Genomic DNA, 22,388 nt, shown 5'->3' with positions numbered 1-22,388 from the left:
ATGACATTTAATAACAAAATTGAACTTATGGCTCCCGCAGGGAGCTTTGAGTCACTTCAGGCTGCGCTCGATAATGGCGCGGATTCTATCTACTTTGGTGTAGAACAACTCAACATGCGTGCGCGTTCAAGTGTAAATTTTTCCATGGATGATTTACAGGAAATTGCTAATCGATGTGAAGCAAAAGGCGTAAGAAGTTATCTGACATTGAACACCATTATGTACGATCATGATTTATCTGTCGTAAAAACATTACTGAACAAAGCAAAAGAAGCCAATATTACCGCGGTAATTGCCTCTGATCAGGCAGTAATTGCTATGGCAAGAACAATTGGAATGGAAGTTCATATTTCGACTCAATTGAATGTCACGAACATCGAAACTATAAAATTCTATAGTTTATTTGCTGATACAATGGTTTTAAGCCGTGAATTAAGTTTGCGTCAGGTAAAAAGCATCACGGATCAAATTAAGAAGGAAAAAATAAAGGGTCCAAACGGAAATTTAGTTGAAATTGAAATTTTCGGACATGGAGCCTTATGTATGGCGGTTTCCGGGAAATGTTATTTGAGTTTGCATTCGCATAATTCTTCTGCAAATCGTGGTGCCTGCAAACAAAACTGCCGTAAAAAATATACCGTTATCGATCAGGAAACTGGTTTTGAAATTGAATTGGATAACGAATATATGATGTCGCCTAAAGATTTATGTACACTTGATTTTCTGGATCAGGTTATAGATTCGGGAATTCAGGTTTTAAAAATTGAAGGCCGTGGTCGCGCACCGGAATATGTAGCAACGGTTATTAAAACGTATCGTGAAGCTATTGATTCTTATTATGAGAAATCTTTTTCTAAAGAAAAGATCGCCACTTGGATGGAAGCTTTGAACACAGTTTACAATCGTGGTTTCTGGTCAGGCTATTATCTGGGTCAGGAATTAGGGGAGTGGAATGATATTGCTGGATCTGCTGCAACGCAAAAGAAAGTGTATGTAGGCAAAGGAACGCATTACTTTCCAAAAGCAGAAGTAGGGCAATTTAAAATTGAAGCTTATGATATTAAAATTGGAGATAAAATTTTAGTAACCGGACCAAGTACGGGAGCGCAGGAAATGATTATCGACAAAATGTTTGTAAATGACGTTGTGTCTGAAAAAGCTACAAAAGGTGATGATTGTACTTTTAAATTACCTTTCAGGATCAGAATGTCTGATAAATTATATAAAATTGTAGAGGTATAATGGTCATTATAACTTTACAAAGAGACAAATGCATCGGCTGTAATTACTGCGTAGAAATGGATCCGGTGCATTTTCAAATGTCTAAAAAAGATGGAAAATCAGTTTTGATTCATTCCGTAAATGCAAAAGGATTTTTTACTTTAAAATCTCCCAATCACACTATTGTTGAAAGTTGTGAACTGGCGGCAAAAGCTTGTCCAGTCAAGATTATTACGGTTAAGGAGACTTAGGGAAATAGTTTAAAAAAAGGAAAACCTTATTTTGTATTATGCAGAAATAGGGTTTTAAATTTTAAGCTATTATTAGTCTTCTGAAACTTCAATCTCATCAAAGTCTACAATTTCTGATAATTTAAGAAGTTTGGTTTTGCTGATTTTTGACTCAGTTTTTTCAAAAATCTCATTTTCATTATCGATATCCGGGTTGGTATTTTCGCTAACAATCTTTTTTCTGGTTAAGAAGTTGATACTCGTTTCCCTAAGAATCGTTGGTCCATTATTACTACTTGAATCATAGCCTATAAGTTCAAAATCTGAATTTTGAAGCCTAAACATATATCTCCAGTATCCGTATCTTCCGTGGGCATAATGTATAAAAAGTTTTCCTTTGATTATTTCAACAACTAGTTCTGGTGCAAAATAATTACCGCCTTCTTCATTTTCAGATGAAAAACATTCATAATTTTTGGTAACCAGTTCATAACCGTTATTTTTGTTTAATAGAACGATAATACCTCTGCGATTACGATCTAATTCCCCACGGCTTTCATCTTTAACAATTTTGCTTTTATTTGTTCCTTTGATAATAAGAGCGCAATCTTCCAGCCCGTCTTTATTTAAATCGCCAAAAATTTTCTCGAAAATCACATAACCTTTCGGCAGAAAATCTTCCGGATTTTTTTCTTTTTCAATTTCTAAAGCTTCATTTTCAGGAATTTCTTCGACGTGGTTTAATACTTCCTGAATTTGTGCCGGTTCTTTTTTAGTTTTAGGATCTTTACAGCCTACGTTTGCTATTAGTATTAAGATTGTTCCTAAATAAAGTATATATTTATTCATATGAATGTATTCAGTTTTTTAGATTCTGTTGTCTTACTGTGGTTTTAGATTTTAATTTCCGTTACCATTTTTCCTCACATATTCAAACATTCGTTTTCTGTTCGATCCTGAAAAAGAAAAAGACTTGTTTTGTAATGAAACTTAAAAACAGGTCTTTTTATAATTTACTAATTTAAATTTTTATCCTTTCAAAACTTTACCTTTCTCTGATTCAAATTCTTCGGATGTTAAAATTCCTGCATCCAAAAGCTCTTTAAGATCTAATAACGCTTTTTTCTTTCCTTCGATAGAACTTGCTGTGCTGCTGATTTCTTCTGTTGGAGCTGTTGTAATTGGAGTAATAACCATTCCGGATGGTGCAGTTTTCAGAATCATTTCGGTAATTTCATTAAACCCTTTTACATTCGAATAGTCAATGGCTTTTTGTTCTTTCACATTTACCATTGTAGCATCGGCATTGTTTTCAAGTAAATACTTTACTACATCTTTTTTGCCATTTGCCGCACTGTAATGCAAAGGTGTATTTCCGGATTCATCTTGTATATTGATATTTGCTCCTGCTTCGATAAGCAGTTTGACCATGCTTAAGTTGCCTTTTTTAGTGGCAACATGCAATAAACTTTCGCCTCCGTAATTGTAATTTTTGTTGAGTGTAAAATCAGCATCTGATGCTGTATTGGTTGCACTGACGATCCAATCCAGATAATCGTTCATAGATGAGGTATCAGTACTTACGGGTTTGCTAAAGTTTACATCAACACCATTGTCTAAAAATAAAGCAACAATTTCTTTTTGATTGTTGGCGCATGCATACCAAATTGGTGAGTAACCGCTACTGCTTGAGGTAAATACATCAGCGCCTCTTTCGACTAATAATTTGGCAAGCATTCTGTTGGTTTCGTAACAGGCGATCAAAAGGGCATTTTTACCAGCATGATTTATGTGGTTAATATTAGCGCCATTGTCCAGCAACAATGTTACTATTGGTAATGATTTAGTGTAACACGCAAAAATCAAAGAGGTATTTCCTTGTTTGTCAGTAGTGTTAATATTGGCCCCTTTATCTAAAAGTAATTGTATTATTTCGCGGTTTTGTTTTTCCGAAGCAATTAAAAGTGGTGTTTCTCCATTATTGTTTAAAAGATCTACATCTATTCCGGCATCTAGTAATTTTGAAGCAAGTTCAACTTGTCCCGTCTGAACCGTTAAATGCAAAAGACTGTTGCCATTTTTGTCGTTGATTTTAATTTTTGCATCATTTTCTAAAAGATAGAGGGCTGTTTGTTTTTGTTTTTGCAAACAGGCGAAGAACAAAGGTGTTTCTCCCTGATGATCTTCATAATTGATATCTGCACCATCTTCACATAATAGTTTTACAATATCCAGATATCCTCTGTGGGCGGCATAATGCAAAGCTGTCCTGCCTTTTTCATCAGTATATTTTACATCAACTTCTTTGTTTTTAAGCAGTAATTCGGCTATTTTTCTGTTGCCTTTTTCACAGGCAATTATAAATGACATGGACATATATGGCTATTTTTTATATAAATTTTTATTAGGATTTCATTAAAAGTTCGACCGTTTTTATTTTCAGATTATCTCTGGAAGCAATCATAAAGGCCGTTTCGTCCTTATCATTGGTAATCGTTTTATCAGCGCCATTTTCAAGCAGTAGCTTTACTTTTCTATAAGTTTCTTTTGCAGCTTCGGTACTATAATTGATGTCGTAATCACAAACTTTATGCAATAATGTATTGCCTTCATTATCCTGTTCGTTCAGGTCAAGTGATAAAATCTCTAATGCCGATTTTAATATGCCTTCTTTTTTTTCTACTATATAATCCAATCCTGACTTTGGTTTTCCATAATATTGAGAACAATAATTGATGTCAGCTCCATCTGATAGTAATCGTTCTAAAAATTTTAAACTAGTTTCTGAATCCGACATGGATCGGATATATTCCGTCAATAACGTTCTTCCGTCTCTGTTGATTGTGTTGAGATTTGCTGTAGAAGTGTTAGCTAAAAGATCATACATTTCATAAGAAGATTGCTCGGCGACAGCATAATAAAAAGCATTGTTATCCAGGTTATCCGTTTCATTTGCATCTGCGCCATTATCGAGTAATATTGAAATGTATTCTTTTTTTAGCTTTTTTACAGCGCAAATTAATGGAGTAGTGCCAACGATATTTTTTTCATTAATATCGAGCCCGCTTTCCAGTAATAAACCAATGTAAGCTAATCCTTTTTCTGAATCTAAGCCGTAAATGTTTATAACGCAATAAATTAAATTTTCTCCCGCATTGTTTTTGAATTGGGTATTACAGCCAGAATCTTCAATCAGGCTCTTAATGATTGTTATAGCAGCTCCTTTCTCGATGCAATAGCCAAGTAAAGTCTGATCGCCAATTTCATCGTTAATATTGTCCATTTTTGACATTAACGCTTTAAAAAAAGATAGAGATTCATCGTCATCTTTTAAATTTCTGGCAACAGTATTAAAAATAGATTTGTCAAAATTGTCTAATTCATAAATATCGGTTTCAATAAAACCTGCTTTTATCAAAGCTTCTAATAAATCAATAGCTTTTGCGTCAAAAATTTTGGCTGTTATTTGAGAAAGATTGTTTTTAAGATATTGCTCAGAAAAGGATTCTCCATTTTTTAAAGATTCTCTGGCAGCATCGAAATTTCCCTGAAAAATATACTCTTCGATTTTGTGTTGTGTATGCATGTTAAAAAAATATCAGATATGAAAGATAAAACTTAATTATTATTTAGATGAGTTTGTGAAATAAAAAATTAAATGTGAAGATTAAAACGTATAAATGTAATTAAAAAAAGAAAAAAAGGATTCCGTAAGTTATAAAACAAATAGAATAAGGTGTTTTTTGAGAGAATTGTTTCAGTTTGAAAATGTTTGAGAAAAAACCTGTTTTTTACAGAACAAACAGCATTTTTGTATTTAACAATGCTTTAGTTTTAATGCATAAAAAGCAAACTAAAAAAAATACTATCTTTACCGATCAAACGTTTATGAACTTAAGTTGCTTTTTTGCAACACTACATATATAATTATGGCATGTACAAGTTGTTCAACCTCAGATGGTGGTGCACCAAAAGGTTGTAAAAATAATGGGACTTGCGGCACCGATAGCTGCAATAAATTGACGGTTTTTGACTGGCTTTCGAACATGAGCCCGTCTAATGGAGAGGCAATTTTTGATTGTGTTGAGGTGCGTTTTAAAAACGGACGCAAGGAATTTTTTAGAAATACAGAAAAATTAACGTTAAGTATTGGTGATATTGTAGCAACTGTTGCATCACCGGGACACGATATCGGGATTGTTACCCTGACAGGAGAATTAGTTAAAATTCAAATGAAGAAAAAAGGGGTAAATCACGAAAGTAATGAAGTTCCAAAAATCTACCGAAAAGCATCTCAAAAAGATATTGACATTTGGTCTGTAGCACGTGATCGCGAAGAACCAATGAAAGTTCGCGCGCGTGAATTAGCGATTCAGCATAAACTTGAAATGAAAATATCAGATATTGAATTTCAGGGAGACGGATCAAAAGCTACTTTCTATTATACAGCAAATGACAGGGTCGATTTTAGACTTTTGATTAAAGATTTTGCAAAAGAATTCAGTACAAGAGTAGAGATGAAACAAGTTGGTTTCCGTCAGGAAGCGGCCCGTTTAGGCGGAATTGGATCTTGCGGACGTGAACTTTGCTGTTCGACCTGGCTTACAGATTTTAGAAGCGTTAATACTTCTGCAGCTCGTTATCAACAACTTTCTTTGAATCCACAAAAATTAGCAGGACAATGTGGGAAATTAAAGTGCTGCTTAAATTATGAGCTTGATACTTACATGGATGCTTTAAAAGATTTCCCGGATTATGACACTAAATTAGTGACTGAAAAAGGAGATGCAATCTGTCAGAAACAAGATATTTTTAAAGGATTAATGTGGTTTGCATACACGAATAATTTTGCCAACTGGCATGTTTTAAAAATTGATCAGGTAAAAGAAATTATTGCCGAGAATAAATTGAAAAACAAAGTTTCGTCATTAGAAGATTTTGCTATTGAAGAGAATTTAGAGCCTGAAAAAGACTTTAATAATGCAATGGGGCAGGAAAGTTTAACTCGTTTTGACCAGCCAAAAAGAAAGAAAAAACCAAATCGCAAACGCAAACCAAATGCTGAAGCAGCGATTGTGGCAACTCCAAACAAAACTCAGATAACTCCAAATCAGAATAAACCTGCAGGAGCTGCGAATCCAAATCCAAACAAAGGAAGCAAACCGAATAATAATAAGCCAAATCAGTCGAATAAACCTAAGAATTCGAACGATGCTAAACCGGCTGAACCTAGAAAACCTATAATTATTACTAAAAATGAGAATAAAAAATAGCGGGATTCTTTTTCTGGTGGCAATACTCCTTTTTTCTTGTGATAAAAAAAGAGTATTTGATGAGTATAAATCTGTTGGAAGTGCATGGAACAAAGACAGTATTGTAACTTTTGACCTGCCAGTTTTAGATTCAACCAAAAAATACAATTTATTTATAAATTTAAGGGACAATAACAATTATCCATTCAAAAATTTATTCTTAATTGTGGCTATTGAAACACCAAGTGGTTTCACTAAAGTGGATACTTTAGAATATGAAATGGCAAAACCTGACGGAACATTACTTGGGAACGGTTTTACTGACATAAAAGAAAGTAAATTGTTTTACAAAGAAGATGTAAAGTTTAAAGGAAATTACAAAGTACACATTAAGCAAGCCGTTAGGGAATCAGGAAAAATTCCTGGAGTTCAGGCTTTAGATGGTATTACAGACGTAGGTTTTAGAATAGAACAAAAAGATTAGAAAAATAGTTATATGGCTACCAAAAAAAACAATCAACCTAATAGTACTAAAGATATTAACTACTATAAAAAGAAATTCTGGAGAATTTTTGCCTATTCTTTATTAGGTGTTTTAGCATTCTTCTTATTTGCATCCTGGGGATTATTCGGATCGATGCCTTCTTTTGAAGATTTAGAAAATCCGGATTCTAATCTGGCTACAGAAATCATTTCATCTGATGGAGTAGTTATTGGCAAGTATTTTAAAACCAACAGATCTCAGCTTAAATATTCTGATTTACCAAAAAGTTTAGTCGAAGCTTTGGTCGCGACCGAAGATGCTCGTTTTTACGAACACTCAGGAATCGACGGACGTGGAACTTTAAGAGCTGTTTTTAGCTTAGGAACAAACGGTGGAGCGAGTACGCTGACACAGCAATTAGCAAAACAATTGTTCCATGGTGAAGGATCCAGATTTCTTCCTTTCAGGATTTTGCAAAAAATAAAAGAATGGATTATTGCGATTCGTCTGGAACGACAATATACTAAAAATGAGATTCTTGCAATGTATTGTAACGTTTACGATTTCGGAAATTATTCTGTTGGAGTAAGTTCTGCAGCACAAACCTATTTCTCTAAAGATCCACAAGATTTAACAATGGACGAATCGGCTATTTTAGTCGGAATGTTCAAAAACTCAGGATTGTACAATCCAGTTCGTAATCCTGAAGGAGTAAAAAACCGTCGTAACGTCGTGCTTTCTCAAATGGAAAAAGCGAAAATGATTTCTACTTCAGAAAAATTAAAATTGCAGGCTTTACCAATTGCCTTAAAATTTAAATTAGAAAGTCACCGTGAAGGAACAGCTACATATTTTAGAGAATATCTTCGTGATTACATGAAAAAATGGGTTGCTGAAAATAAAAAACCAGACGGTTCTGATTATGATATTTATAAAGATGGTTTAAAAATTTACACGACTATTGATTCCCGAATGCAGTTGCACGCTGAAGAAGCAGTTTCTGAACACATGAAAAATTTGCAACAGCAATTTTTTATAGAACAGAAAAACAATAAAAATGCACCATTTGTAAATATTACTAAGGCAGAAACAGATAAACTTATGATGCAGGCCATGAAAAACTCAACGCGTTGGGCAATCATGAAAGATCTGGATAAAAGCGAAGATGATATCATTGCCTCATTCAAAGTAAAAACAAAAATGCGCATATTTACCTGGAAAGGAGAACGCGACACAGTAATGACTCCAATGGATTCTATTCGTTATTTCAAACACTTTTTGCAATCTGGTTTAATGGCGATGGAGCCTCAAACCGGAAATATCAAAGCGTGGGTTGGAGGAATCAATTATAAATATTTCCAATACGATCACGTTGGACAAGGGGCGAGACAAGTAGGTTCTACATTTAAACCGTTTGTTTACGCAACAGCAATTGAACAATTAAATATGTCTCCTTGTGATTCAATTCTTGACGGACCATTTATGATTCATAAAGGGCGTCATAATGTTACGGCAGATTGGGAGCCACGAAACTCTGATAACAGATACCGCGGAATGGTTACGTTAAAGCAAGGTTTGGCAAACTCAATCAATACAATTTCTGCAAAATTAATAGATCGTGTAGGACCCGAAGCAGTTGTAGAATTAACGCATAAATTGGGAGTTAAAACTGAAATTCCTGCACAACCTTCGATTGCTTTAGGAGCTGTCGATATTACTGTAGAAGATATGGTTGCTGCTTATGGTACATTTGCCAATCAGGGAGTTTATGTTAAACCGCAATTTTTAAGCCGTATCGAAAACAAAAGCGGAGAGGTTATTTATGAGCCAATTCCTGAATCTCATGATGTTTTGAATAAAGATATTGCCTTTGCTGTAATTAAACTACTTCAGGGAGTTACAGAAACGGGTTCTGGTGCACGTTTGCGTACACAAGGAGGAGGAAGTGGAGATAATCGCTGGACAGGATATCCTTATATGTTTAAAAATGCAATTGCGGGTAAAACAGGAACAACTCAAAACCAGTCTGATGGTTGGTTTATGGGAATGGTGCCAAACCTGGTAACTGGAGTTTGGGTAGGTTGCGAAGATCGTTCAGCACGTTTCAAAAGCTTAACTTACGGACAAGGAGCTACGGCGGCATTGCCAATTTGGGGTTACTTTATGAAACTTTGCTATGCAGATCCTGGACTTCAGGTTTCGAAAGCAGAGTTTGAACGTCCGGCTAATCTTTCTATAAAAGTAGATTGTTACAGTCGACCGGCACTTGTAAAAGATACAACAGCAACAGAACAAAATACAGACGAATTCGAATTGTAATTTAAGTTCGCTTTTTAATATAATTATCCCTTTGTGCCTTCTGAATTTAGAAGATATAAAGGGATAATTTTTTGGAGATATATGGTTTTACTTTTGAAACTATTAGAAAGCATAACACTTTACTACGTTAAGAGTTAAATATTGGTAGTAAATAATGTTATAAGCGTCCAGAAAAATGTCCTGTAGGGACTATACCTTTAAAAACCTTAATAAACTTACGTATAGTCCCTACGGGACAAAATATTACTAACAATATACTTTCTACGAAATATATTAGGTTAGTGAATATTGCTATTTAAGACTCCAAAAATAAAATCATTACGAAATCGTTATAATTTAATCTAAAAATCTTATTTTTATCAAATATATACGCTAATAAAGACAGTTTGTTATGATTACAAAAAAAGTAAATAACGTTCAGGAAGCTACAGAAGGAATCGTAACGGGAATGACCATTATGTTTGGTGGTTTTGGTTTATGCGGAATTCCTGAAAATACGATTGCAGCATTAGTAAATACAACAATTTCAGATTTAACTTGTATTTCAAACAATGCAGGAGTAGATGATTTTGGTTTGGGATTGCTTTTGCAGAAGAAACAAATCAAGAAAATGATTTCGTCTTACGTTGGTGAAAATGCTGAATTCGAACGTCAGATGCTTTCCGGAGAATTAGAAGTTGAGTTAACTCCTCAAGGAACTCTGGCAGAACGTTGTCGTGCTGCACAAGCCGGAATTCCAGCTTTTTTTACACCGGCAGGTTATGGAACCGAAGTGGCGGAAGGGAAAGAAGTTCGTGAATTCAATGGTAAAATGCATATTATGGAAGAAGCTTTCAAGGCTGATTTTGCGATTGTAAAAGCTTGGAAGGGTGATGAAGCCGGAAATCTAATCTTTAAAGGAACTGCAAGAAACTTTAATGCATGTATGGCTGGAGCCGCAAGAATCACCATTGCCGAAGTTGAAGAACTTGTTCCCGTTGGCACCTTAGATCCAAATCAAATTCATATTCCGGGAATCATGGTACAACGCATCTTTCAGGGAGAAAAATTTGAGAAACGTATTGAACAGCGCACAGTAAGGCAGAAGAATTAGATAATTAATTACATAACGCAAACACGTTGCGTTAATTTTTTTAATATTAAAATAACTTGATATTTAATTAATTAAGATTGATTATATAAAGTAAAAATTAAGCATCTTGCATCTTAAGTATATCGAATTATCACATTTTCTCATTGGTACATTCTCTAGATACATTCAAAAACATGAATAAACATTTTATAATTTTAATTTCTTTTTTATCGTTTCAGACTTTTGCTCAAACAACAAATGATCTTCGAAAACAACTTAAAGAGATAATTGGAGCTAAAAATGCGACGGTAGGAATAGCTATCAAAAATATTGAAGATAAAGACACTCTAAGTATTAACGGAAATTTAAAATCTCCATTAATGAGCGTTTTTAAATTTCATATTGCATTAACGGTTTTGAATCAAGTGGACGAAGGCAAACTTTCACTCAATCAAAAAATATTTGTCAGAAAGAAAGATCTTCTTCCTGAGACCTGGAGTCCAATTCGTGAAGAATATCCAAATGGAAATATGTATTTGACTTTAGATCAATTGTTGAGATATACCGTTTCACATAGTGATAATAATGGATGCGATATTCTTCTTAACCTAATTGGCGGAACAAAAACAGTTCAGAAATTTATCAATAAACAAGGCATTAAAGACTTCGTAATTAAAGTCAACGAAAAGCAAATGATGATTTGGGAGAATCTGTATGTGAATACATCAACTCCATTAGCAACAGTTGAATTACTTGAAAAATTCTATAAACGAGAAATTCTAAAAGAAACAACAACAAAGTATTTGTATCAGATAATGATAGAAACTTCAAGAGGACTTACATGGATGAAAGCCGGTCTTCCTGAAAACACAGAGTTAGCACACAGAACTGGAATTTCCGGAACAAACGATGCTAATTTAAGAGTCGCAATGAACGATGTAGGGATTGTAAAATTCCCAAATGGAAAACATTTGATTATTGCCGTCTTTCTAAAAAACATTACAGAAGATAAAGAAGTTACCGAAAAAATAATCGCGGATATTACCAAAGCGACGTGGGATTATTTTCCGCAAACAGATAAAACAAATTAGATAATTAGAAAATGTGATAATTAGAAAATTGATATAGATTACGTAAAGTAAGATATTATCTAATTGTCTAATTTCCAAATTGACACATTGAACTTATGTTAACAAAAGAAGATATTGCAAAGCGAATTGCAAAAGAAGTAAAAGACAGGTATTTTGTCAATCTTGGTATTGGAATTCCAACTTTGGTAGCGAATTATGTCAGAGAAGATATTGCAGTTGAATTTCAAAGCGAAAATGGCGTTCTGGGAATGGGACCTTTTCCTTTTGCAGGAGAAGAAGATGCTGACATTATCAATGCAGGAAAGCAAACCATAACAACGCTTCCGGGAGCCAGTTTCTTTGATTCGGCTTTTAGTTTCGGAATGATTCGCAGCCAGAAAGTAGATTTAACCATTTTAGGCGCGATGGAAGTTTCGGAAAACGGAGATATCGCAAATTGGAAAATTCCCGGTAAAATGGTAAAAGGAATGGGAGGAGCAATGGATTTAGTGGCTTCCGCCGAAAATATCATTGTTGCCATGATGCACGTTAATAAAGCAGGAGAATCTAAAATTCTAAAAAAATGCACTCTGCCATTAACCGGCGTAGGATGCGTTAAAAAGGTTGTAACCGAATTAGCAGTTCTGGAAGTGACTCAAAAGGGCTTTAAGCTCTTAGAACGAGCTCCTGGTGTTTCTGTAGAACATATCATCGCTTCAACCGAAGCTGATTTAATCATTGAAGGAGATATTCCGGAAATGGATATTTAAAATTCTTACTTTTAATAAATATATAAACGGCTGGCTTTTAAAAAAGGTCAGCCTTTTTTTGTACGAATAAATTTCAAGTTTAAAAAGCACTTATTTCCAGTAAAATTGGCATCTAAGCACTTTTTAGCATTTTAACTTGTTACAAATCAATCATATAATTATTTTTCGCCATCATTTTTTGTGAAATATTCATGGTTTGTTAAATAAAAGTAAATTTAAAGTAAAAAATGTTGCGTTTTATCGATTAACGGCAAATTTCATCGATTATCTAACATAAATAAAATACTTTTATCTCAAAATAAAGTATTTACCTACATTAAATATTTTATTTGTAATCATTTAACCAAACTCAAAAAAAATTTAATTATGGAAAGAAAATTACCAAAAATTATGGCATCAACCGTTGTCATTCTTACATTTTCAGTGGCAGGTTTTGCACAAAGTACTGATAAACGGATTACTCAGAAAAGTGTCTCAGAAAACGGACAACCCAGTTTAATCACCTTTAATGATAAATCCAGTTACAAGGAAGCAGATTATAATACTGTTTTTAAAGAACAACTAGGTTTAAAAGACAATCAATCTTTTTCAAAAATTAAAACAGAATCAGATAAAGAAGGTTTTACACATGAAAAATTTCAATTGTACGAACAAGGCGTTAAAGTTGAATTTGCCAATTACACATTACATTCAAAAGCAGGAAAAGTAACCTCCATGAACGGAGAATATTATAATCTTGAAAATGTAAAAACTAACCCAAAATTATCTAGTCAGGCAGCTTTTGCCAAAGCAATTGCTTACACAGGAGCCCAAAAATATTTATGGGAAAGCCCTGAAGATGCTGCAGCAATGGGATATGAAAAACCAAAAGGAGAACTTGTTCTATTACCTGCAATGGAAGAACAAGGACTAGAAAGAAAAAGCGATAAAGTAAGACTGGCATATAAATTTGATATTTATGCTACTAAACCTTTAAGTCGTGGTGATCTTTATATCGATGCTCAAACCGGAGCAGCATTGTTTTATAATGCCACGATAAAACATCTTCATGATGGTGTTCACAGCAAAGGAACTTCGGCTACAGCCAAAAATCAAAAGAATAATGCAGCTGCTATGGCATTTGTTGCAGCAAATGCAGCGACTCGTTATAGCGGAACTCAAACTATTCAAACAAGTTTAAGCGGATCGTCTTATATTTTATCTGATGTAACACGCGGAAACGGAGTTCAGACTTACAACTCTGCAAGAACGGCAACGTATCCAACAACAAATTTTACTGATGCTGACAATAACTGGACAGCAGCAGAGTATAATAATACTAATAAAGATAATGGTGCTTTAGACGCACATTGGGGTGCTGAAATGACCTACGATTATTGGTCAGCTGTACACGCCAGAAATAGTTTTGATAATGCCGGAGCAAAAATTAAAAGTTATGTTCACTATAATTTAGTTGCAGCAGGATATCCAAACAACAATAATGCATTCTGGAACGGAAGTGTTATGACATACGGTGACGGAACGGGAACTGGTGGATTTGATATTTTAACAGCAATGGATGTCGCCGGACATGAAATTGGTCATGCCGTTTGTACTTATACAGCAAATCTTGCCTATCAAAAGGAATCAGGCGCAATGAACGAAGGTTTCTCTGATATTTGGGGAGCTTGTATTGAATATCGCGCAGCGCCAACAAAATCAACCTGGTTAGTTGGAGAAGATATTGAAAGAAGAAGCGGTCATCTGGCGCTACGTTCTATGAGCGATCCAAACTCTGAAGGACAACCGGATACTTACGGCGGAACTTATTGGGTAAACGTAAACTGTACACCAACAAATAATAATGATCAATGTGGAGTTCATACTAATTCAGGAGTATTAAATCACTGGTTTTATATTTTATCAGTAGGTAAATCAGGAACAAATGATATTGGAAGCATATATAACGTAACAGGTATCACAATTGACAAAGCTGCAAAAATTGCGTACCGTTTAGAGAGTGTGTATCTAACAGCAAATTCAACTTATGCTAATGCCAGAACTTCGGGAATACAATCTGCTATTGATTTATACGGTGCAGGTTCTGCCGAAGTTATTGCAACAACAAATGCGTTTTACGCCGTTGGAGTAGGTGCAGCTTATGTAGGATCAACAGACACGGTTGCTCCATCAGCTCCGGCTTCTCTTGCAGCTTCCGGAACTACAGGAACAACAACTAATTTAACATGGACAGCTTCTACAGATAATGTAGCCGTAACAGGATATAATATTTATCAGGGAACAACGCTAAAAGGTTCGTCTACAACTACAAGTTATACTGTAACAGGTTTAACTGCATCAACAGCTTATACATTCAGCGTAAAAGCTAAAGATGCTGCCGGAAATCTTTCAGCGTCAAGCAATACTGTAAATGTAACAACCACTGCTGCAGGCGTAACTTATTGTACATCTCAGGGAAATAGTACTGCAGATGAAAGAATTGGTAAAGTAGTATTTGGTACCATTAATAATACTTCAACAGGAACTGCCGGTTATGAAAACTACACAGCAATTTCTACAAATGCAGCAAGAGGAAGTGCATATACAATCACTATTACTCCATCCTGGACATCTTCTGTTTACAGTGAAGCATATGCTGTTTTTATAGATTATAACCAAGACGGTGATTTCTCAGATGCAGGAGAAACAGTTTACACAAAAGCAACTTCAACAGCAACTACGGCAACAGGAACAATTACAATTCCTGCAACTGCAACTCTAGGGACAACCAGAGTTAGAGTTTCTATGAAATATAATGCAATTCCAACTGCTTGTGAGGCTTTCTCTTACGGCCAGGTTGAAGATTATTCAATAAACATTACCGCTTCGGGCGCAATTGTTAATGAAGAAATCGTTGCGGGATTAGTTGAAACTACTGAAACTTCAAGTTTTGCTTTATATCCAAATCCCGTTGCAGGAGAACTGAATGTTTCATTATCCAACAATACAGGATATACTTTTAGAATTATAAATACATTAGGACAACAAGTAAGTACTGGAGAACTTTCTGGAAATCCAATTGATGTAAGCAATTTAAATACTGGAGTTTATATCATTGAATTAAATAACGGAAGTAAAAGAATCGTTAAAAAATTCGCCAAAAAATAAAAGTTTTGAATTAGTAAAGATGAAAAGCCCCGTAAATACTTTTGCGGGGCTTTTCTATGAAATTTATTTTTTAATGTCCGTAAGTCAACAGCAAAATTTGCGTAAAACTTTGCGATCTTTACTGATAAACAACATTAAAAAGGAGAAAAAATGAAATTACGTTTATTGCTTTTTTTGTGTGTAATTACATTCAATGGTTTTGCACAAAATAATGTACTAGTTTTTCAATCAGATTTTGGCTTGAAAGATGGAGCAGTATCTGCGATGAAAGGAGTTGCAATGGGAGTTTCAACCGATATTATAATATTTGATGTAACTCATGAAATCCCGGCGTATAATATTTGGGAAGCGGCGTATCGTTTGTCACAAACTGCACAATATTATCCGGCTGGAACTGTGTTTGTATCAGTTTGCGATCCCGGAGTTGGTACATCAAGACATTCAATAGTTTTATTGACTAAATCAGGTCATTATTTTGTTACTCCGGATAACGGAACATTAACTCTTATTGCGGAACAATTAGGGATTCAGGAAATTCGTGAAATCGATGAAGTTAAAAATCGTCGTCAGAATTCAAACGAATCTTATACATTTCACGGTCGTGATGTATATGCATTTACAGGAGCCCGTTTAGCGTCAAAAACAATTACATTTGAAGAAGTTGGACCAAAATTGCCAAACGAAATCGTAAAAATCGATTATCAGAAACCGGTATTCGAGAAAGGAATTATCAAAGGCGGAATTCCAATTTTAGACATTCAATACGGAAATATATGGACGAATATTGACAAAAAAACATTTGCTAATTTAAACCTGAAAGCAGGAGATTTAGTTAAAATCCAGATCTTCAACGGAACTAAAAAGGCATATGAAGGAAAACTCAAACTGGTAAATACCTTTGGTGAAGTTGCAATAGGAACAAATGTTTGTTATTTCAATAGCCTTTTGAACTTTTCATTAGCGGTAAACCAATACAGTTTCTCAGAAAAATATAAAATTTACAGCGGAGCAGATTGGACTATTTTACTCAGCAAATAATTTCCAACAATATTATCTTATAAAACAAACCGCTCAAAATGAGCAGCTTTTTTGTCAGGCAAAGCGGAGTCGAGGCCCCGTTAAAATTGACAAGCCTTCAACTTCACTCAGGATTACAGCTTAATTTTCAAGATTATCTTAAAGCAAAAAAGCATTCACGTTTAGATGAATGCTTTTTTTATGATTATTAGTAATGCTTACAAATTAAAAGAAGCTCCTAAACTAAAAGTCGCCTGATTATTTAAATGATCAAACACGCCATCATTATTACCATATTTTGCAATAGGGAAACCAATTTCTGTGAACACACCAAATCCCTCAGTAAAGAAATAGCGACCACCAACATGACCCCCAAAATTATGTAATCCCACACTTAAACCTGGATAAACATCTAATTGTTCAACACCAATAACGCTGCTTAGATTAGCATTAATTCTTGCTTTAGCATCAAAACGGTCACCAAAATCAGGTTTGTAATCAGTATATGGAGTTGGATTATTGTGATAAAAACCATTGAAATTATCGACACCTAATAAGTAATTAGCAACAAAACCAAAAGAGAAATTTTCACCTAAACCAAAATCAACTGAACCTTGAATTCCTGAACCTCCATCCTGAAGATTAGCCCCAACGTTAACCTTAACATCTCCTTTTCCTTTATAAGCTTGTTGAGCTTGTGTAAATCCAAATGATACTAGAAACAAAAGTGTAATAACCTTTTTCATAAACTTAAATATTAATTATAATTATAAATGCAAAAATAACTTTTTATAGATTAATTCCTACCTTTTTCAGCAGAATACAATTCGTTTAGTGGATCGCTTTGCCAGAATTCCTTAGTGTCGACATTCATAATCGTTAAAGAACCTTTAAAGGCGGCGCCAGTATCTACATTCCATACGCAGGCTTTTTGAACCGGAACCGTTTTTCCAATCCGGGTTACCGGAGTATGACCAATGTATATTTCTTTATAAATAGTAAAACGTTTAGGATAATATAGATCTTCCGGTTTTAATTTTGGATCTAAAGCAAGTGCAGATTCCCAAAGCGTTCTGTCCCAGTAAAATAATTTCGGAAAATATTCCCAAACCACACCATTCAAATTGGTGAATCCGGCATGAACAAACAAACGGTTTTCATCGTCAAGATAATAATCTTCTAATGATTCTAAAAAATCAATATGAGTTTGAATTTTTTCTTCACTTATTTTTTTATAAGCCAGAACAGTTGCTTCACCTCCGTGTTTGAACCACATCTCTTCGTCAATCTCTTCGGTTTTGGTTTTGAACCAGGACAATAACAATTCGTCATGATTTCCTCTTATACAAATGCATTTTTGCTTGTTCTTCAAGTCAATCAAATAGTCTATAACCTGAGGAGACTGGCTCCATCCATCAACATAATCGCCTAAAAGTATAAGAGTATCCTCAGTAGTAACTTCAGCTTTTTTCATTACTTGCTCAAGAGCGAGCAGTCCGCCGTGTATGTCGCCTATAACAAATGTTCGCATTTTATTTTATTTCGTGTAGAAGTACAAAAATAAAGAAAATGATTTGTTTGGGAACATTTAGTTGATAATCTTTGTTCAGCTACAAATTGATTTTGAATAAATACGTTGCCAAGTACATCATAAATTTAAGATTAAAACCAAAAACAAAAATCCAACCATGACTAAAAAACTATCTATTTTATTTTTTATGCTTACGTTAGCAAGCTATTCTCAACAACTTACCTATAGAAGCGGAGGTGCAGTTTACAATGCTGAGGACAAAAAAATCCCTTCAAATGAGGTGAGACAATTACTTGCCAATAATCCTGAAGCATTAGCATTGTACAATTCAGGAAGAACTAAAAAAACTTTTGGGAATGTGTTTTTGTATGGAGGAATTGGTCTAGTAGCAACAAATGTGATTATTGGTCTGACTACAGATAATACTACATATTCAGGAAATAGCTATTATCCTTCTGCTCAGTCGGAAAAAACAAATATGACTGCCGCGATAATTGGTGGTGTTTTAATAATCGCATCAATACCTATTAAAATTGGGTATTCGAAAAAGGTTAAATCTGCAATAGAAAAGTATAATGCGGGTTTAGCCGATACCTATAAACCAGCTCCGAAAACAACTTTAATTGCAAGTTCAAACCAAATTGGAGTTAGAATAGAATTTTAAAAACATTTTATTTTCAAAGTATTATAAAGTTATAGTGTAAACTGTAGCTTTTTTTTATGATTATTTTCATCTCATATTTGTGCATTCCTCTCTAAATTTGTAGCATGTCTGAAATGCCTACATATCGAAAAATAATCCATGTTGATATGGATGCTTTTTATGCCTCAGTAGAGCAAATGGATAATCCTGCTTTACGCGGAAAACCAATTGCCGTAGGCGGTTCAGAAAATAGAGGAGTAGTTTCGGCAGCAAGTTACGAAGCCCGAAAATTTGGCGTACGAAGTGCAATAAGCGGAGTCCTTGCTAAGAAATATTGTCCGAAAATTATATTTGTACGTCCGCGTTTTGATCGGTATAAAGAGATTTCTACCAAAATTCATGAAATATTTCACGATTATACAGATATGGTTGAGCCACTTTCGCTTGACGAAGCTTATCTGGATGTAACACAAAATAAAAAAGGAAATCCAAGTGCGAGTTTATTGGCGCAGGAAATTCGAATGCGAATTTTAAATGAAGTGGGAATTTCGGCTTCGGCGGGAATTTCAGTCAATAAGTTTGTAGCGAAAATTGCCAGCGATATCAATAAACCAAACGGACAAAAAACGGTGAATCCTGACGAAGTTGAAGCTTTTTTAGAAGAATTGCCAATAAGAAAATTTTACGGCGTTGGAAAAGTGACAACAGAAAAAATGTATCAATTAGGAATTTTTACCGGAGTTGATCTTAAAAGTAAATCGGTTGAATTTCTGGAGAAACATTTCGGGAAATCCGGTGCTTTTTATTACAATGTAGTTCGTGGGATTCATAATAGCGAAGTAAAATCACATCGAATTACGAAATCTGTAGCGGCAGAAAATACTTTTGATGTCAATTTAACATCTGAAATTTTTATGCTTGAACAACTCGATATCATTGCGACGACACTTGAAAGACGATTAAAAAAGCATAAAATTTCAGGTAAAACCGTTACTCTTAAAATTAAATACAGTGATTTTACCCAGCAAACGCGTAGTAAAACGCTTCCTTATTTTATTTCAGATAAAAGCCTGATTCTAGAAACAGTAGAAGAATTATTGTATCAGGAACGAATGAAAGATTCCGTTAGATTGCTGGGCATTTCCCTTAATAATTTAAATACCGAAGAAAAGAAAGCGGTTATAGTTCAGCTAAAATTTGCTTTTTAAAATGCTTCAACATTAGTTAAATCAGGATAATCGTAAGTTAATTCGTGATTTTCGTTTTATCTTTGAGTAAAAAGATATTATATCATTAAATTATTTAAGATGAAAAAAGCTAATTCTGATGAAGTTTCACATCGTAATTCAGTTCCTATTTTAGCATGGGATTTTCATTACGAATATTTAAATGAACTGAAAAATATTTTCAATGATTTGAAAAAAGTAAATAAAATTTCAAATCAATTTACCTGGGATCAAAAGAATCTGGACATTGAACAACGCATTAAAGAAGAAGTTGTAGTAGTAACAGACCTCAATTTAAAGATTGTTTTTGCCTCAAACGGAATCAGACGAATGACTGGATATAAAGAAGAAGAAGTTCTGGGAAAAACACCGAAAATATTTCAGGGACCCACAACCTGTAAAACCGACTTAGAGGAAATAAGAGAAGCAATCAAATTACAGATTCCGTTTGAAAAAACAATTCAAAACTATAGAAAAGACGGACGAACGTATCAATGTAAAATTAATGGCGCTCCGGTTTTTAACTTAAAAGGAAAACTTACGCATTTCATAGCTTTCGAAAAAGAAGTTTTAAGTGCTTAGTTTTTATCACAAAGCCTTTTTGCCACAAAAATTATATAATAAGAAATACAAAAACCGCCCAATAGGCGGTTTTAATTTTATATAGCTTTGTCCAAGTTTTAAACTTTGACAAACTTTTTTCATAACACTAAAAAACTTAGCAACTCAGTAACTTAGTCTCTCAGCAACTTAAAATTATAAATTCTCAAAGAAATCATTTCCTTTATCATCCGTGATAATAAAAGCAGGGAAATCTTTAACGGTAATTTTACGAACCGCTTCCATTCCTAATTCTTCAAAATCAACAACTTCAACTTTTAGGATATTGTCTTGTGCTAGAATTGCCGCAGGTCCGCCAATAGAACCCAAGTAGAATCCGCCATATTTATTACACGCATCGGTAACTTGTTTCGTACGATTTCCTTTTGCAAGCATGATCATACTACCGCCATGTTTCTGGAATTCATCAACATAAACATCCATACGTCCTGCTGTTGTAGGTCCAAAACTTCCTGAAGCCATTCCTTCCGGAGTTTTTGCAGGTCCTGCGTAATAAACAGGGTGATTTTTAAAGTATTCCGGCATTGGTTTTCCGGCTTCTAACATTTCCATGATTTTGGCATGTGCAATATCACGAGCTACAATCACAGTTCCGTTTAATTTTAAACGTGTTTTGATAGGATATTGAGTCAGCTTAGCTAAAATATCAGCCATTGGCATATTCAAATCAATTTCAACCGGAGCTTCTAAATGTGGAGCTGTTTCTGGTAAAAATTGCTTTGGATTTACCTCTAATTGCTCAACGAATATTCCGTCTTTCGTAATTTTTCCTTTGATATTTCTATCAGCAGAACAAGAAACCCCCAATCCAACCGGACAAGAAGCTGCATGACGAGGCAAACGAATGACACGAACATCATGTGTAAAGTATTTTCCGCCAAACTGAGCGCCAATAGCACTTTCCTGACAGATTTTCTGAACTTTTTCTTCCCATTGAATATCACGAAAAGCCTGACCCGACATATTTCCCGAAGTAGGCAAATGATCATAATATCCTGCAGATGCTTTTTTAACAGCACTTAAGTTCGCTTCCGCAGAAGTTCCTCCAATTACTAAAGCCAAGTGATAAGGCGGACAAGCCGAAGTTCCTAAATCTTTAATTTTTGCGCGAACAAAAGCATCCATTGATTTTTCATTCAATAATGATTTTGTTTGCTGATATAAGTATGTTTTATTAGCAGATCCACCACCTTTTGCCATAAATAAAAACTCATATGAAGTTCCTTTTTTAGCATAAATATCAATTTGCGCCGGAAGATTTGAACCTGAGTTTTTTTCTTCAAACATTGAAATTGGGACAATCTGTGAATAGCGTAAATTACGTTTTTGGTACGTATTAAAAATTCCTCTGCTCAGCCATTCAGCATCATCAACACCAGTAAAGATGCTTTCGCCTTTTTTTGCCATTACAATCGCTGTTCCGGTATCCTGACAGCTTGGTAATTGACCTTCGGCAGCAACAGAAGCATTTTGTAATAAATTGTAAGCTACAAAACGATCGTTATCTGTAGCTTCAGGATCGTCAAGAATTTTGCGTAGTTTTTGTAAATGCGAAGTTCTTAACATGAACGAAACATCTGTTAAGGCTTCTTCTGCCAATAATTCTAAACCTTTTGGATCAACGGTTAAAACTTCACGTTCGCCAAACTGTTCCACTTTTACAAAATCAGAAGTAATTTTGCGGTACTGCGTATCATCCTTTAAAATAGGATAAGGGTCTTGGTATATAAAATCAATCATTTCTTTGTTTTTGACAAAGTTAAAAATTATTTCCCTAAGAAAGAA

At 34.4% G+C, this 22,388-nt stretch carries 19 protein-coding genes; 13 read left to right on the top strand and 6 right to left on the bottom strand.

All coding sequences use genetic code 11. The features are described from left to right. Both KHA90_RS17830 and KHA90_RS17825 read left to right on the top strand, forming a co-directional pair. Window positions 1–1,242 (top strand): peptidase U32 family protein, encoded by a 1,242-nt coding sequence (locus KHA90_RS17830; protein WP_213303871.1) that lies wholly within the window; start codon window positions 1–3, stop codon window positions 1,240–1,242. Continuing rightward, a complete protein-coding gene (locus tag KHA90_RS17825; protein ID WP_199003158.1) occupies window positions 1,242–1,472 on the top strand; it encodes a ferredoxin in 231 nt (76 codons plus the stop codon). The genes KHA90_RS17830 and KHA90_RS17825 overlap by 1 nt, the downstream gene beginning before the upstream one ends. A gap of 72 nt (window positions 1,473–1,544) precedes the next feature. Here the strand turns inward: KHA90_RS17825 and KHA90_RS17820 are convergent, their stop codons facing one another. From KHA90_RS17820 to KHA90_RS17810, 3 genes are all read right to left on the bottom strand, one after another. Further along, complete coding sequence (locus KHA90_RS17820; RefSeq protein WP_244860417.1) at window positions 1,545–2,300, bottom strand: hypothetical protein; 756 nt, start codon at window positions 2,298–2,300, stop codon at window positions 1,545–1,547. Window positions 2,301–2,480: 180 nt separating this feature from the next. Next, a complete protein-coding gene (locus tag KHA90_RS17815) occupies window positions 2,481–3,821 on the bottom strand; it encodes an ankyrin repeat domain-containing protein (RefSeq protein ID WP_244860415.1) in 1,341 nt (446 codons plus the stop codon). 34 nt (window positions 3,822–3,855) lie between these two features. Beyond that, window positions 3,856–5,037: an ankyrin repeat domain-containing protein gene (locus KHA90_RS17810; RefSeq protein WP_213303865.1), complete on the bottom strand. Its 1,182-nt coding sequence runs from the start codon at window positions 5,035–5,037 to the stop codon at window positions 3,856–3,858. A 343-nt stretch (window positions 5,038–5,380) separates the two neighbouring features. Here KHA90_RS17810 and KHA90_RS17805 point away from each other — a divergent pair, with 343 nt between their 5' ends. From KHA90_RS17805 to KHA90_RS17770, 8 genes are all read left to right on the top strand, one after another. Beyond that, on the top strand, window positions 5,381–6,724 hold the full coding sequence (locus KHA90_RS17805; protein ID WP_213303862.1) for a PSP1 domain-containing protein: 1,344 nt from the start codon (window positions 5,381–5,383) through the stop codon (window positions 6,722–6,724). Then, window positions 6,708–7,187, top strand: coding sequence for a gliding motility lipoprotein GldH (locus tag KHA90_RS17800; RefSeq protein WP_213303859.1), 480 nt, complete (start codon window positions 6,708–6,710; stop codon window positions 7,185–7,187). The genes KHA90_RS17805 and KHA90_RS17800 overlap by 17 nt, the downstream gene beginning before the upstream one ends. Window positions 7,188–7,199: 12 nt before the next feature. Beyond that, entirely contained in the window at window positions 7,200–9,506 is a 2,307-nt protein-coding gene (locus KHA90_RS17795; RefSeq protein ID WP_213303855.1) for a penicillin-binding protein 1A, read from the top strand. 391 nt (window positions 9,507–9,897) lie between these two features. Continuing rightward, entirely contained in the window at window positions 9,898–10,599 is a 702-nt protein-coding gene (locus tag KHA90_RS17790) for a CoA transferase subunit A (RefSeq protein ID WP_213303847.1), read from the top strand. 173 nt (window positions 10,600–10,772) lie between these two features. Beyond that, window positions 10,773–11,669 carry a class A beta-lactamase, subclass A2 gene (bla, locus tag KHA90_RS17785; RefSeq protein ID WP_213303845.1) on the top strand — a complete coding sequence of 299 codons (897 nt, stop codon included), beginning with the start codon at window positions 10,773–10,775 and terminating at the stop codon, window positions 11,667–11,669. Between the two features lie 95 nt (window positions 11,670–11,764). Beyond that, window positions 11,765–12,418, top strand: coding sequence for a CoA transferase subunit B (locus KHA90_RS17780; RefSeq protein WP_213303842.1), 654 nt, complete (start codon window positions 11,765–11,767; stop codon window positions 12,416–12,418). A 366-nt stretch (window positions 12,419–12,784) separates the two neighbouring features. Further along, window positions 12,785–15,565, top strand: a complete 2,781-nt coding sequence (locus tag KHA90_RS17775) for a M4 family metallopeptidase (protein WP_213303839.1) — start codon at window positions 12,785–12,787, stop codon at window positions 15,563–15,565. 150 nt (window positions 15,566–15,715) lie between these two features. Further along, on the top strand, window positions 15,716–16,603 hold the full coding sequence (locus KHA90_RS17770) for an SAM hydrolase/SAM-dependent halogenase family protein (protein ID WP_213303836.1): 888 nt from the start codon (window positions 15,716–15,718) through the stop codon (window positions 16,601–16,603). A 197-nt stretch (window positions 16,604–16,800) separates the two neighbouring features. Here KHA90_RS17770 and KHA90_RS17765 read toward each other — a convergent pair whose 3' ends face one another. After that, entirely contained in the window at window positions 16,801–17,328 is a 528-nt protein-coding gene (locus KHA90_RS17765) for a DUF6646 family protein (RefSeq protein WP_213303833.1), read from the bottom strand. A 50-nt stretch (window positions 17,329–17,378) separates the two neighbouring features. After that, window positions 17,379–18,113 (bottom strand): metallophosphoesterase family protein, encoded by a 735-nt coding sequence (locus KHA90_RS17760; RefSeq protein WP_213303830.1) that lies wholly within the window; start codon window positions 18,111–18,113, stop codon window positions 17,379–17,381. Between the two features lie 157 nt (window positions 18,114–18,270). On the opposite strand from KHA90_RS17760, the gene KHA90_RS17755 reads away from it, so the two are divergent. The 3 genes from KHA90_RS17755 to KHA90_RS17745 all read left to right on the top strand — a co-directional run bounded on the left by KHA90_RS17755 (window position 18,271) and on the right by KHA90_RS17745 (window position 20,564). After that, complete coding sequence (locus KHA90_RS17755; RefSeq protein WP_213303827.1) at window positions 18,271–18,777, top strand: hypothetical protein; 507 nt, start codon at window positions 18,271–18,273, stop codon at window positions 18,775–18,777. A 104-nt stretch (window positions 18,778–18,881) separates the two neighbouring features. Continuing rightward, complete coding sequence (gene dinB, locus KHA90_RS17750) at window positions 18,882–19,964, top strand: DNA polymerase IV (RefSeq protein ID WP_213303824.1); 1,083 nt, start codon at window positions 18,882–18,884, stop codon at window positions 19,962–19,964. A 99-nt stretch (window positions 19,965–20,063) separates the two neighbouring features. Further along, window positions 20,064–20,564: a PAS domain-containing protein gene (locus KHA90_RS17745; protein ID WP_213303810.1), complete on the top strand. Its 501-nt coding sequence runs from the start codon at window positions 20,064–20,066 to the stop codon at window positions 20,562–20,564. 174 nt (window positions 20,565–20,738) lie between these two features. Here KHA90_RS17745 and KHA90_RS17740 read toward each other — a convergent pair whose 3' ends face one another. After that, complete coding sequence (locus tag KHA90_RS17740) at window positions 20,739–22,343, bottom strand: fumarate hydratase (protein WP_213303807.1); 1,605 nt, start codon at window positions 22,341–22,343, stop codon at window positions 20,739–20,741. Window positions 22,344–22,388 lie beyond the last annotated feature (45 nt).

It is taken from the genome of Flavobacterium psychroterrae, assembly GCF_018380615.1.
GTDB classification, from domain to species: domain Bacteria; phylum Bacteroidota; class Bacteroidia; order Flavobacteriales; family Flavobacteriaceae; genus Flavobacterium; species Flavobacterium psychroterrae.
This window is presented reverse-complemented; position numbering and strand designations above follow the sequence as displayed.